Raw genomic sequence first — 13,533 nt, 5'->3', positions numbered from 1 at the left:
GCGATTCAGGAGGTGCACAAGGATGAGAAGATTGAAATGGATGGCGATTCTCTCACTGGGATTGATGGGGTTTGTGGCGGCGTGCGCATCCAACGGAGCAAGTCCTGCCCCCGGGCAGTCCGCGCTGCAGGCGATTAAACAGCAGGGAACCATTCGGGTCGGGGTGACCACCACCGGAGTGCCCTTTACATTCTTAAACACCAAAACGAACCAGATCGATGGCGTGATGGTGGATGTCGCCAACGAGGTGGCCAAGGATCTCGGCGTCAAAGTCCAACTGGTGGAGGCCAGTTTTTCCGGCCTTATCCCTTCTCTCCAGTCGAACAAAATCGACATGATTTCGGCGGGGATGTTTAAGACGGCGGACCGGGCGAAAATCATTGATTTTTCCAACCCCGTTTACCATTATGGCGAGGGCTTGGTCGTACCCAAGGGGACGTCGGGTATCCACAGCCTGGAGGACCTCAAGGGCAAGACGGTTGGGGCCCAGGATGGGACAGTGTTCCTGACCGGGTTGAAACAAAATTATCCGGATATTCAGGTGCAGAGCTACAAGTCTATCGGGGACATGATTACCGATGTGAGAAACGGCCGACTCAGCGCCTTTGTCGCCGACTATCCGATTATGGTGTATATGCTGCGCACCAATCCGGATTTGAACGTTCAATTGGTGTCGGATTATAAGCCTCACTGGACCGGGGACGTCTGCCTGGGATTGCCCAAGGGGGCGAGCGACTTGGATCAAGCGGTGAACAAAGCATTGGACCAAATGAAAGGAGATGGGCGGCTCCACGCCATCCTGCAGAAGTGGGGACTATCGCAGTGAGAGGATGATGTCGCGTGACCGATCTCGCCAGCTTTCTTCCCATTCTCCTTCAGGGGGCGTGGGTGACGATCCAGATTTCACTGCTTTCCTTGATCATTGCCCTGGTCATCGGCCTCGTCATGGCGCTTCTGCGCATCTCCGATCAGTTCGTTCTCTCGAATTTCGCCCGGATCTATATTAGTGCGATCCGGGGAACACCGCTTATGGTGCAATTGATGTACATGTATTTTGTGCTCCCGGAGACGGGGGTCCAACTTTCGCCGTATGCGGCGGCGGTGGTGGGATTGTCAATCAATGAAGGGGCCTATTTGGCGGAAGTGATCCGGGCCGGGATTCGTTCCATCGGCAAGGGACAGATGGAAGCGGCGTATTCCATCGGGATGAACTATTCCACAGCGATGAGAAGGATTATCCTTCCCCAAGCTCTGCGCAATGTACTCCCGCCCATCGGGAATTCGGCGATTATTCTGTTGAAAAATTCGTCCCTGGCTGCGGTGATCACGGTGAATGAACTGATGCACACCGGGGAGCAGTTGGCAAACACCACCTTCCGGAACCTGGAGATTTTTACGCTGGTGGCGGTGATTTATTGGATTTTGCATTATCCGTTGGCGCATTATGTAAACCGGTTAGAAAGGAGGCTGAGCTATGATTCGGCTCGAAGGCATTAAAAAAAGTTTTCATCACCACCCTGTCCTGCGGGGAATCACCTTGGAAGTGGCCGAGGGGGAAGTGGTGGCGATCATCGGTCCCAGCGGCAGTGGCAAATCGACCTTGCTCCGGACAATCAATTTTTTGGAGATCCCGGATGAAGGGGACTTGGTGATCGATGGGGAGAGAATTCACTTTGACCGGTTCAGCCGAAAGCGTAGAAATGAGGAACAGATTCGTCGCCTTCGGGTCCGGATCGGAATGGTGTTCCAGTCCTTTAACCTCTTTCCACATATGACAGTCCTGCAAAATATTATCGAAGGGCCGGTGACCGTCAAAAAGATGGACAAGGGGCAGGCGATGAGCGAGGCCCGGGCGCTGCTGAAAAAGGTGGGGCTCGCCGGCAAGGAGAATCGGTATGCCCACGAACTGTCCGGCGGCCAGCAGCAACGGGTGGCTATCGCTCGGGCTCTTGCAATGCACCCCAGGGTGATGCTCCTGGACGAGCCCACTTCGGCCCTGGACCCGGAGTTGGTCGGGGAAGTACTTCGGGTGGTGAAGGATTTGGCGGACGATGGGATGACGATGGTGATTATTACCCACGAGATGAGCTTTGCTCGGTCTGTGGCAGATCGGGTGGTGTTTATGGATGAAGGGATCATCCTCGAAAGTGGGACCCCCGAGGAAATTTTTGATCATCCCCAGTCAGACCGGCTGCAACAGTTTTTATGCAGATTGCGGCGCGAGGATGTGGCCAGCCGCCGGCATTCGAGGGATGCGGTGGAAGAGAGTGTGTGAGCCGCGGTGGCACTCCCTGGCCGGGTCGTGGTACCATGGAAAAGGTGTGATTTTTCTCAATGGGGGTGATGGGAGAGATGGAACCGCCCTTTGAGCGAGACGTCCCAGTTGCCCTGCTCGGGTTGTAAGACCGGGCGGGGACCCCGCCCGGATTTCCGGCGGGGAGGGGACGAGAATGAGAGGTTATGTCTACTTGTCGGTGGCGGCCGCCATTTGGGGCGGCATGTACGTGATCAGCAAAGCTGCACTCGATGTGATTCCCGCTTTTGTACTGCTGTGGTTGCGATACGCGGTAGCCTTGGTCATGCTGGCTCTCGTGCTCAAGGCCCGGCACCAGCCCTGGCCCCGGGATGGGCGGACTTGGCTGTGGTACGGGGCCGTGGGCGCGGCCGGCTATGCAGCGTCCATTGGGGCGCAGTTTCTCGGTACGGCGTGGACTTCCGCCCACCTCGGGGCACTTGTGACAACGTCCTCCCCGGTTTTCGCTGCTTTGATGGCCCGTTGGAGCGGCGAGCAAGTGGGGGGACGGGTTTGGACGGCGGTGATCATCGCCCTGGCCGGGGTCGGTCTGGTGGTTGGTGGAGATGTGATCCTTGGCTCTGCTACGCGGGCCGACGGTGGCTCAGCCGGTGCGACGGGGGCGGTGGCTTCATCGGAGTCTCCAGTGTTATTCTGGGCAGGAGTGGGCTGCCTGGTGGTGGCGGCGGCCACCTGGGCGGGAATGTCGGTGTTGGTCCAACGGGCGGAGTCTCGTTTGCCGGCGTCAGAATCCGATCCTCTCGTTTTGACGGCCGGGGCGCTGGTCACCGGGTGGGTGATGGTCACCCCGATTGCTTTCATGCAAGGAATGGCGGTCGGTTGGCCCGCCCTTTGGCGAATATTGACCACGCCAGAGGCTTTGGGAAGTGTTCTCTACCTCGGCTTAATTTCCACAGCCCTCGCCTTCTTTTTGTGGAATGCCGGAGTGCAGTATGCTTCCGCGGCCCGGGCCAACCTGTTTCTCGCCCTTCAGCCCGTTGTGGGGGGCCTACTCGGCCACTGGGCATTAGACGAGCCTTTGAGGCTGACGTTCTGCGTCGGCGGTGCTGCCGTTCTAGTGGGGCTATGGATTGCAGCCGGAACCCAACCCGGACGAAGCGCAAGTTGAACCAATGGTAAACCGTGTGCCCTGCAACGGACGCGACTTAGAAGATTGGTACCTGAAGTACTTGAAAAAGCCGCCCGCGCTCCGCATGAGGGAGCGGGCGGCCGTCAAGAATTATGAGTCCCTTTACATGGTTGTTCGGGACGGTCAACGTTTATAAGCTCCACTGCGGGGTAAAACTCGAATCACTACAACGAGGTGCGACTTATGATTCAGGATGAACCGAACGCGCCAATTCCCGACGCGCAGGCGGTATTCACCGTCGGCATTACTGAGCCTCCTGACATCTCCGCGGCCGGTTTCTGCAAATGTTTCGACGGCTGCGATGATTCTTGTGGCGGTAGACTTGTCCAGCTTCTGTAAATCGCGTAAGGCTTGCCTAGACCAACTCACGGAATAAGTCATAGCCCAAGCTCACGCTTTAAGGTATCGGTGGACAACGTCCTGCCCAGGCGGACGTCCGCTTTGCCTTCTTGAACCGCCCGTTGCTCTTCCTCGGTCTGAGGCTCATCGTCGACGGGCGCATTGGCGAGTGCCCGTTGCACCGGGTCGTCGGAAGCATCCGTGAACCTCTTCAAGTACCTCAGAACAATTGGCAACTGGCTCTCCGGAATTTCATCAATTATGCGATGGATTTCCTCTCGAGTCACGTTCACCGTCATGTCCCCTTTTCATCGTTAGCGCGTACCTTACACGATGACGCAACTGCCTCTGCCATTCCCATTGTATCATAAAGATTTGAGCGAAAGCTCACCTCAGGATGAGAACATGATTTCAGTTCTCGCCTGAAAAAGCCGCCCGCTCCCTCAAGGGAGCGCGGGCGGCCTTCGACAACATCGGACCCCTGGGGCAAGTTTATGCCGCTGCCCGCATCATCGGCGCTTCTTTGCTTCTTCTTGTTTTCTTAAGACCTGTCGCTGAATCTTTCCGGAAGGTGTCATGGGGAAACTCTCCACGAACTCGATCTCTCTCGGATATTCGTAAGCCGCCAGACGGGTCTTGACCCAATCTTGGAGCTCCCGGACCAGGGCCGGGCCGGCCTGGGCAGGATCGGACAATTTGATGAAGGCCTTCACGGCCTGGCCCCGGACGGGGTCCGGCGTCCCCACCACGGCGGCCATCAGCACGGAGGGGTGCTTGACGAGAACCTCCTCGATTTCCGCCGGCCCGATGCGATAACCTGCCGAGGAAATAATATCGTCGTCCCGGCCGATGAAGATAAAATGTCCGTTCTCATCTCTGTACCCCAGATCCCCGGTTCGGAGCCAGTCCCCCACGAACTTGCGGGCGGTGGCCTCCGGGCGTTTCCAATATTCGAGAAACATCACCGGATCCGGCCGGCGGACGGCGATCTCCCCCACTTCTCCCGGCGGAATTTCTGTGCCATTTTCATCGATAATCCGCACCACGTGTCCGGGCACCGGCCGCCCGGCGGAGTTGGGCGTTGGGGGATAGAGCTTGCCCGCATTGGTCAACACGAGGTTGCATTCCGTTTGCCCGTAGAATTCGTTGATGGTGAGGCCCAGTGCTTCCCGGCCCCACTCCATGGTCTGCTCGCCGAGGGGCTCGCCGCCGCTGGCCACGGTGCGGAGGTCGAGATTCCAGCGGTCGCGGGGGTTTGTGACTCCCCGCATCATTTTGAGGGCCGTGGGAGGGAAAAAGACATTTCTCACTCCCCATTTGGCCATCAAGGCGAAGGCCTCTTCCGGGTCGAACTTTGGCATGCGCCGGGCGAGAACCGGGACCCCCCAGTACAGGGCCGGAAAGAGGACATCGTACATCCCCCCGATCCACGCCCAGTCCGCCGGTGTCCAAATAAAATCCCCCGGGGCGGGCATCAAATCGTGGGACAGACTCACGCCGGGCAGGTGGCCCAAGAGCATGCGGTGGGCGTGCAGGGCGCCTTTCGGGGCCCCGGTGGTCCCCGAAGTATAGATGATGATCGCCGGATCGTCGGCCCGGGTGGGGAAAACGTCGAATTCCGGGGAAGCGGCGGACAGAAGGTCCCCCCAAAATGTTGTCCCGGGTACCCGGCCGTCTGTGACGATGATTCGTTTCAGGCCGGGCATCTCGGTCCGGTGGTCCATCACCACACCGACGTGTTCGTGATCGGTGATCAGCACCTTGGCTTCGCTGTCATTGAGTCGATAGACAAAGGCTTCGGGGCCGAACAACGTGAACAATGGCACCACGATGGCACCGAGTTTATAAGCCGCGATATGGGCGATGGGGAGCTCCGGGCATTGCGACAAAAACACGGCTACTCGATCTCCGCGATCCACGCCCAAACCGCGGAGTGCATTGGCCAGGCGATTGGACGTTTGCTCCATCTCCCAGAATGTCCATTTTTCGTGGTGACCGTCGCCCCGGTCGTAGACCAGCGCCAGCTGGCCTCTTTTTGACGCATGCCGGGTGCACACTTCTTGTCCAATGTTGAAGCGTTCCGGCACATCCCACACAAACTTGCGGTCAATCTCCTCATAAGACATCGGGTGCGCTGAAGTTGTGGCCCAAAAATCATCTCGGTAGTACGGCAGCATAGGTGCACACACCCTTTCGGCTTCAGCTTTCAGTCCTGTACCATGACCCTACACGCCCAAGTAAAGCAGTGCCTCTTCACTGTCGGATAAATCGGTCACGTCTCCGCTCAATTGAACCGCGCCTTTATTCAGGATATAGCCGCGCTCGCTGAGGGAAAAAGCGAACTTGGAGTTTTGTTCGGCCAACAAGATGCCAACTCCCGTTTGTGCCAGCGCCGCGATCCGATTGTGCAACTCTTTGACAACAAGCGGCGCCAGGCCTTCCGTGGGTTCATCCAACAATAAAATTATAGGATTCGCCAAAAAAGCACAAGCCATCTTAAGCATCTGATTTTGGCCGCCAGAGAGGACCCCGGCGGCGACATGGAGCCGCTCTTTCAGAGCGGGGAAGATTTCAAATACCCGGTCAAAAGCCTCGGAAGCATCTTTTTTCTTTCGATGGCCCCGACCTTCCACGGCAACCTGCAGGCACTCTCTTACGGTCAGCTGGTCAAAGGAGCGCCGACCGCTCGGCACGTACACCACGCCCTGCCGGGCGATCTGGTAGGCTGGCAAATGGGTCAGTTCCCGCTCCGCCAACTTTATGTGCCCTTGAACCTGGGGAATTAAACCTGCAATCGCCCGCAGGGTCGTGGTTTTGCCGACGCCGTTGCGACCCAGAAGCGCCACCACTTCCCCGGAATGAACCTGCAGAGAGACTCCGTGCAGAATGTGGCTCTGACCGTAATAAGCGTGCAGATTCTCGACTTGCAAAACAGTTTGATCTTGTGCGGATGACGCTGAACCGGCCATGATGTCACTCTCCCAAATAAGCTCGCTGGACAGCAGGGTTCTCACGGATTTCTTGGGGTGTACCCCGGGCGAGAACCCGACCGGCTTCCATCACGGTGATTCGGTCTGCCAGGCCGAACACCACTTCCATGTCATGTTCGGATAATACCACCGTCAGTCCTTGGGCCGCGACGATTCGCCGAACCAATTCCACGGTTTGCTGGGTTTCGTAGGGCGACATCCCGGCAGTCGGCTCGTCCAGCAGAAGAACCTTCGGCGAAGTGGCCAAGGCCAAGGCGATTTCCAGGGCCCGTTGGTCACCGTGGGACAAGGCGCCTGCAGGAAATCCGTGGTGTTCCGTCAGATTCACCAAGGAGAGCAAGTGTTCCGCTTCCTTCCGTACAGATCGCTCACTTAGCCCCCACACGCGATAGGTGTGGCGGTTTGCCGTATGCACGGCAGACAGAACGTTTTCAAGGACCGTCAGGCTTGGGAAAATATTGGTGGTTTGAAAGGCCCGGCCAATTCCAAGACGGGCGACCTTGTGCGGCTTTTGTCCCGCGATATCGACGTTGTCCAGATAGATATGCCCGCTCGTTGGTTTCATGTGGCCGCTCAAAACATTAAAAACCGTCGTTTTCCCGGCGCCGTTTGGCCCAATAATGGCCATCACTTCCCCGTGACGCACCTCAAAGCTGACATCATCGACAGCCGGGAAAGTCCCAAAGTATTTTTTGATGTGTTCCACTTTTAACCGTATCCCTGAATCAGAGGGGTGATGGGCCATCGCTCTACCCCCGTTTCATCCATAGCTGCCGGATTTGAGACAATGCCCGAGAAGCGCCGCCCGGGTACAGCAGAACGAACCCGAGGACGATCAGGCCGACAAACAGCGGCCAGTGTTGGGTTTCGGTGCCCACCCACATTTGCAAAATCGTGTATATGAACGCACCGACGATGGGTCCTATGAAGGATCCCATGCCGCCCAGCACCGACATCAAAATCGGAACTCCCGAGGCTTCCCAGTTCAACATCGCCGGATAGGCATGTTGTTGGTACACAATGAACAACGCTCCCGCGAGTCCGCAAAAAAATCCACTGATCACAAAGGCCGCAAGCTGGACCGAGAACACGTTGACGCCCAGAGCTTGGGAACGAATCCGGTTGTCGCGAATGGCCCGAAGGGTGAGCCCAAAAGGAGTGCGCCGAATCCACCATAACACCACGGTTCCGAGAGTGCCCACGATTAAGATAAACTCGTAAGAAGAAACGGGATTCCTCAGATAGTCCGGCAACGGAATGCCGAAAATCCCCGTATCACCCTGGGTGAAAGAATAAAACTGAATGCTCAGCGAGTAAAACAACTGTGAAAATCCCAGTGTCAATAACGCGAAATAGAACTCCCGAGCCCGAAGGGAGAGGGCTCCAATGATTAAAGCTACGATTGCCGCAATGAATGGAGCCAACACAAACCCGATTTCGAAGGGCGACCGATTGTGCATCCACAGCAAACCGATGGTGTAGGCGCCCGTCCCGTAGAACACCGCTTGTCCAAAGCTCACCAACCCGGCGTCGCGAACGAGGAAATTCGTGGCCAGGGCGAACAGCGCCGCAACCAAGGCACTTTCCACGATCAGTGTCATTTCAAGCGTCATCATAAAAGGAACGCCTGCCAAGATCAGAAAGACAATCAGGGAAAACCACCCGGCCAATCTGGTCTTGGGTGTTTCCACCGCCTGCGTTGACTCTGCACGGACTTTCGCTTCGTTCGCCATCTACGCCTCAGCCTTTCCAAAGATGCCTGTCGGCCGAATGATCAAAACCAGAATCATCACGAGATACGGAGCCAATGCCGCCACCTCTGGCGCAATCAGGTTCCCAAGGGATTGAAACAACCCGATGACTAAAGCCCCGAGAGCAGTTCCCCAGATGCTTCCCAGGCCCCCGATCACCGAAACGATGAAAGCCTCCATGACAATCTGAGCGTCCATTCCGGGGCCCAACGAGGTGGACGGTGCCACCAGTGCGCCCCCTAGGGCGGCCAAAAAGGTCCCCAGGGCAAATACCTGGGTGTAGAGTCGCTTCACATTTACGCCAAGGGTGTAGATGAGCTCCGTGTCCTGGACCGCTGCCCGGATGATCCTGCCAAGGGGTGTAAACTTCAGCAAAAGCCAGAGTAACGCCGCGATGACAAGGGCCGCACCAATGAGAAACGCGTTGTAAAAGGGAAAAGACTGTCCGCCAATGGCGAAACTCCCGCTTAGACCCCCGGGGATACTCCCTGTTACATTGTTGGGGCCCCACACGATCAAGGTGACCTCTTCAAGCACGAGCATAAGCCCCCAGGTCGCCAGGAGCTGGAAGAGATGTTCACTTTGGTATAAGCGTCGTAAAACGAACATCTCGATGACGATTCCGAGCACACTAACCAGTACTGCGGCCAAAATCAGGGCGATGACAAATCCGGTGGCGCGCATCGTGAGCCCGGCAAAAGCGAGGGTGACCAGATATGCCCCGATCATATAAAAGGTACCATGGGCCATGTTGATAATTCGCATGGTTCCAAAGACCAGACTGAGTCCCGCGGAGACGATGAACAGAATGGCTGCCGTTGAAAGTCCCGTCAAGATGGAAACCATGGTGTCGACTCCTTCACGTCCTTATTGGCCGATGCCGATCTATTGTGCTGACGTCGAGGGTGCGGGAGCATTCATGATTTGGCTCGGAGGAAAGTACTTGATCTCCTCCCAGATCGCAAAAGGATACTTGTCCGTTTTCGCAATATGTCCAACCCATTCCCCGACTTCCGCCTGATGATCGCTTTTGCGGATCGTGATCGGGCCCCGTATCGTGTCGATAGTGGCTCCGGCGATGGCATCCGCCACTTTGTCGGCGTCAAAGGTTCCGGCTTTCTGAACGCCGTAGGCCCAGGTTTGCACGGCGGTGTATGCCAAAATGGCGTAGGAATTCGGATAATCTCCGTACTGTTTATGATATTTATCGACAAAATCTTTCACGCCGGGGGTGTCGATGGCAAAGAAGGGAGCCCGGGCGTATCCCCATGCCCCGACGGGAGCATCGTTCCCCAACGTTTGGAGTACAGTGGGGCCCATCTGGCTGACGAAGGCGGTTTTTTGAAATAGGCCAAAGCCGATGGCCTGTTTTGCAAAGGTGGCGAGATCCCCGCCGTAAAGGGGGCTGAAAACGACGTCCGGCTTTGCGGCCAAAACCGCGCTGATGTCGCTGTTATAATCGGTGGTGCCGAGTTGCGGCCACTGTTGGGCGACAACCTGATAGTCAACGCCTTCGTCTTTCAGTGTCTGTAAGAAATGGTTGACGGTGTCCCGGCCATAGGAATAGTTGGGGGAAATGGTCGCAATTCTCTTCCACCCTTTTTCTTTGATGAATAGGGCCACGGCCGTTGCCTCCATGTTCGTATTCGGAACAACTTGGAAGGCGTACTTCGTGAACCCCTTCGTGGTCAAGTTGATGTCGTTGCTCGTGTGGAAAAAGACCAGTGTCCTGTTCTGAGCCGCCACCGACTCAATGGCCGCAGCGCTTGCGCTGGACACGGGTCCAAAGATTGCCACCACGTGATCGTTGAGGATGGCGGTTTGAGCATATTGTGAAGCAAGATTGGGTTTGGCGTTATCGTCGAATTTCTCCAATTCAATTTTTTTGCCGAGCAAGCCTCCTTTGGCATTAATTTCGTCAATTGCCATTTTTTCAGCGTTATATCCGGGTATTCCGAGGGGCGCAGTAGAAGTCGTAAATGAAGTGATGGCCGCCACCTTGACGGTGTCGCCTCCTCCCCCGGCACTGCCGCCGGAACTGCCGCTGTTGGTCGGTGTATTTGCGGCGGTGTTGCAACCGGCGAGTACGAGAGAAACTAACGCTAGGGTTGAAAGAAGCGGGTGTTTTTTAATCATCGAATGACCTCCGATCTGTATTTTTGTATTCATATAGAAAATCTGTCGACAATGATGTTTGACAGATGCTTTCCTTGATAATCACCCCCTATCATTGTTGCCTCAACGACCTTCCAGCCAAGTTCTGAGGACCTCATCCGTAGCATTTCCCAAAACGGGTGGTCCCGTCATTTCCCCACCGTATTTCTTCCACGGTGAGGTCGGCCAGGAGAGCAGACCCATGGTCGGGTGTCTCGCGGTAATGCGGGGCACTTTGCTCATCGCCCATTTTGTCGCCGCCGAGGACACCGATTCTACAATGGCCACCGGCAAGTTGGCCCTTGTAAACGTATTTTTCCAATGTTCGGCTGTGCGGGTGACCAACTCTTTTTCAATCGACTCGTGTAAATGCCTTCTGTCCGCCACCCGTGCTTCGTTGGTCGCCCATTCACTCTTCTGCGGCCACTCCGGATGGCCCAGGGCGTGGGCCAAACGTCGAAATTGTTGATCATCCACAGCTCCCAGGATGAGTGGGCGATCCATCGTTGAAAACATTTCATAAGGGGCGATGTTCGGGTGTTCGGTGCCAGCTGCTTTGTATTCGACATTTCCCGCCAAATACATGAGCCAGGGGTGAGTCATGAGCAGCGCTGCCGTTTCTTCCAGGCTGACGGAGATATAGGCTCCCTCCCCGGTACGCTCTCTTTGCAAAAGCGCACTGTAGACGCAACTGACGGCCAGAAGACCGGTCATCATGTCAATTGCCGCAACTCCAAGGCGCACGGGCATACCGTCTTCCCCCGGACCGGTAATGGACATCAGGCCCGATTCCGCCTCCAGCATGACCTCCAGGCCGGGGTCGTTCGCCCGGCGGGAAAATTCGGAATACCCGCGGATAGAGACGTAGATGAGCCCCGGGTGAACCTTGCGCAGCTCGGCGGCACCCAATCCGTATTTTTCTAGGGAGCCTGGCCGAATGTTCTCAATAAGCACATCGGCGGCAAGCGCTAATTGCCGAACGATCCCAAGATCGTCCGGACGTTTAAGATCCAACTGAACACTTTTTTTTCCGCGGTTGAACGCGGCAAAATAAACACTTTCTCCTCCGACAAAGGGCGGGCCCCAGTGTCGCGTCGGGTCCCCGTCTGGTCTTTCCAATTTTACGACTTCGGCTCCGGCGTCCGCCAGTAACATCGTGGCGAAAGGCCCGGACAGGATCTGTGTGAAGTCCAAAATGCGTATTCCCCTTAAAACCGACAAGGTATTCACCCCATTGATTCATATTCCGAGTGGCATTATTGACACATGCAAAATTCATTCCCTTTCTTGAAGAGCCAAAGTCTGTGCCTTTCAGCTGGACCAATCTGATTTTTCTGCAGCACGGCTGTTGAGTCGTGATTTCTAGTTTTCTAGAAATAAGCATGTGTTTTTCTAAACAGATAGAAATATTGGGTTTGATCCGGTTAGGACTTGGGGGAGTTATTCATTTTGTTGTACAGAGTGGCCAAGGAGATTCCCAGTTCCTGAGCTGCCCGTTTCTTTGCCCCAGTACTGTTTCCGTATTTCTCTATGGTCGCTCTGATTGTTTCCAGTTCAAGTTCCCGGATTTTGGCCTTTAACGTACTTGATGGCTTTTTGGTCATTTTCGGTGTCCTCGGGACGGTGCCGGGCAAATCTTCGACGGTAATGGTCCAGTCGTTTGCCATACAGGTCGCATATTCGATGGCATTTTTAAGTTCTCGGACATTACCGGGCCAATCATAGGATTGTAAGACATTGATCGCTTCTTCACTGATCGAGTAACAAGGTTTTCCGGATTCGACCGTCGAATTTCCCAAAAAGAAATATATTAGAGGCAATAGATCTTCTTTTCGCTCTCTCAAGGGCGGAATGTACAGGTTGACTACACTGAGTCGATAATACAGATCTTCTCGGAACCTGGACTTTCGGATGAGTTGATCCAAGTTCTTGTTGGTCGCCGCAATAATGCGGAGATTAACTGTTCGTTCCCGGGTCCCCCCCACCCGCCGTACAGTTTTTTCTTGAAGGACGCGCAACAGTTTGGCTTGGAGATGATAGGAAAGATCTCCGATTTCGTCGAGAAAGATTGTCCCGTGATCGGCAAGCTCGAATAGTCCGACTTTACCGCCCCGTTTGGCGGCAGTAAAAGCTCCTTCTTCGTAACCGAATAATTCACTTTCCAAAAGCTCATTTGGTATCGCCGAGCAGTTGACAGGTACAAAAGGTCCATTGGCGCGGGTACTCTTGTTATGGATTGCTTGGGCAAATAGTTCCTTGCCAGTCCCGCTTTCGCCAGTAATGAGTACGGGCAGGTCCGTTTCTGCGGCTTTGCGCGCCATTGTAACGGTGGTGCGCAGCCCTCCTTCTTTTCCGATAATATCTTCAAATGTATACCTGGCTTTGGCCATGGACCCGATAGTCTTCTCGAGGATATCCACTTTCTCCTTGTGTTTTTTTAATTGTTGGTATAGGGTATGTACCTCTGTCATCGCCTTGCTGATCGACACGGCACCGACCACCTTGCCATCGATGACGATCGGAGCCATGTCCACGACGTATTCCACCCCTCCTTCACTGCGAAACACACCCGACCGACTGTGTCCGTCCTGCAGGACGGACACAAGCTGGGCACCGGGCCGAACATCGAGCAAGGGCCTGTCAATGATTTCATCTGGTCGGACACCGGTTATTTTCGTATATTCAGGGTTGACCATTCTGACGATTCCGGCGCTATCGATGACAAGAATCCCATCGTTAATCGAGGCAATAATTGCCTGAAGCCATTCTAAAGGGTGAGTCGTCACGATGGAATCTGGGCGATGAGATGGTTGGCGGGAGGATTTTGACACAAGCACTCCCCCTTGTTGCGAAGAA

The 13,533-nt window shown here is 55.4% G+C and carries 14 protein-coding genes; 4 read left to right on the top strand and 10 right to left on the bottom strand.

Annotation, left to right across the window (positions count from 1 at the left end):
* The first annotated feature begins 22 nt into the window (after window positions 1-22).
* From K6T64_RS02495 to K6T64_RS02480, 4 genes are all read left to right on the top strand, one after another.
* A complete protein-coding gene (locus K6T64_RS02495; protein ID WP_288008420.1) occupies window positions 23-826 on the top strand; it encodes a substrate-binding periplasmic protein in 804 nt (267 codons plus the stop codon).
* Window positions 827-840: 14 nt separating this feature from the next.
* Window positions 841-1,497, top strand: a complete 657-nt coding sequence (ehuC, locus tag K6T64_RS02490) for an ectoine/hydroxyectoine ABC transporter permease subunit EhuC (RefSeq protein WP_288008418.1) — start codon at window positions 841-843, stop codon at window positions 1,495-1,497.
* Window positions 1,475-2,275, top strand: a complete 801-nt coding sequence (locus tag K6T64_RS02485) for an amino acid ABC transporter ATP-binding protein (protein WP_288008417.1) — start codon at window positions 1,475-1,477, stop codon at window positions 2,273-2,275. Before ehuC ends, K6T64_RS02485 begins: the two co-directional genes overlap by 23 nt.
* 175 nt (window positions 2,276-2,450) lie before the next feature.
* Window positions 2,451-3,422, top strand: coding sequence for a DMT family transporter (locus tag K6T64_RS02480; RefSeq protein ID WP_288008415.1), 972 nt, complete (start codon window positions 2,451-2,453; stop codon window positions 3,420-3,422).
* Between the two features lie 144 nt (window positions 3,423-3,566).
* Here the strand turns inward: K6T64_RS02480 and K6T64_RS16825 are convergent, their stop codons facing one another.
* The 10 genes from K6T64_RS16825 to K6T64_RS02435 form a co-directional block, all read right to left on the bottom strand.
* Window positions 3,567-3,824, bottom strand: coding sequence for a type II toxin-antitoxin system RelE family toxin (locus tag K6T64_RS16825; protein ID WP_013076939.1), 258 nt, complete (start codon window positions 3,822-3,824; stop codon window positions 3,567-3,569).
* Window positions 3,821-4,075: a hypothetical protein gene (locus tag K6T64_RS02475; RefSeq protein WP_288008414.1), complete on the bottom strand. Its 255-nt coding sequence runs from the start codon at window positions 4,073-4,075 to the stop codon at window positions 3,821-3,823. The genes K6T64_RS16825 and K6T64_RS02475 overlap by 4 nt, the downstream gene beginning before the upstream one ends.
* A 216-nt stretch (window positions 4,076-4,291) precedes the next feature.
* Window positions 4,292-5,959 (bottom strand): acyl-CoA synthetase, encoded by a 1,668-nt coding sequence (locus tag K6T64_RS02470; protein ID WP_288008413.1) that lies wholly within the window; start codon window positions 5,957-5,959, stop codon window positions 4,292-4,294.
* Between the two features lie 48 nt (window positions 5,960-6,007).
* Entirely contained in the window at window positions 6,008-6,751 is a 744-nt protein-coding gene (locus K6T64_RS02465) for an ABC transporter ATP-binding protein (protein WP_288008412.1), read from the bottom strand.
* A gap of 4 nt (window positions 6,752-6,755) precedes the next feature.
* Window positions 6,756-7,478, bottom strand: a complete 723-nt coding sequence (locus K6T64_RS02460; protein WP_288008411.1) for an ABC transporter ATP-binding protein — start codon at window positions 7,476-7,478, stop codon at window positions 6,756-6,758.
* Window positions 7,479-7,521: 43 nt separating this feature from the next.
* Window positions 7,522-8,505: a branched-chain amino acid ABC transporter permease gene (locus K6T64_RS02455; RefSeq protein WP_170086531.1), complete on the bottom strand. Its 984-nt coding sequence runs from the start codon at window positions 8,503-8,505 to the stop codon at window positions 7,522-7,524.
* Window positions 8,506-9,369, bottom strand: a complete 864-nt coding sequence (locus K6T64_RS02450; RefSeq protein ID WP_100668818.1) for a branched-chain amino acid ABC transporter permease — start codon at window positions 9,367-9,369, stop codon at window positions 8,506-8,508.
* A gap of 39 nt (window positions 9,370-9,408) precedes the next feature.
* A complete protein-coding gene (locus K6T64_RS02445) occupies window positions 9,409-10,659 on the bottom strand; it encodes an ABC transporter substrate-binding protein (RefSeq protein WP_170086530.1) in 1,251 nt (416 codons plus the stop codon).
* Window positions 10,660-10,761: 102 nt separating this feature from the next.
* Window positions 10,762-11,907 carry a CaiB/BaiF CoA transferase family protein gene (locus tag K6T64_RS02440; protein ID WP_288008410.1) on the bottom strand — a complete coding sequence of 382 codons (1,146 nt, stop codon included), beginning with the start codon at window positions 11,905-11,907 and terminating at the stop codon, window positions 10,762-10,764.
* A gap of 194 nt (window positions 11,908-12,101) precedes the next feature.
* On the bottom strand, window positions 12,102-13,508 hold the full coding sequence (locus tag K6T64_RS02435; RefSeq protein WP_288008409.1) for a sigma-54 interaction domain-containing protein: 1,407 nt from the start codon (window positions 13,506-13,508) through the stop codon (window positions 12,102-12,104).
* Window positions 13,509-13,533: the final 25 nt, after the last annotated feature.

Source organism: Kyrpidia sp., assembly GCF_023512215.1.
Lineage (GTDB): Bacteria > Bacillota > Bacilli > Kyrpidiales > Kyrpidiaceae > Kyrpidia > Kyrpidia spormannii.
The sequence above is the reverse complement of the archived record's forward strand: the minus strand, read 5'-3'. Positions and strand labels throughout refer to the sequence as shown.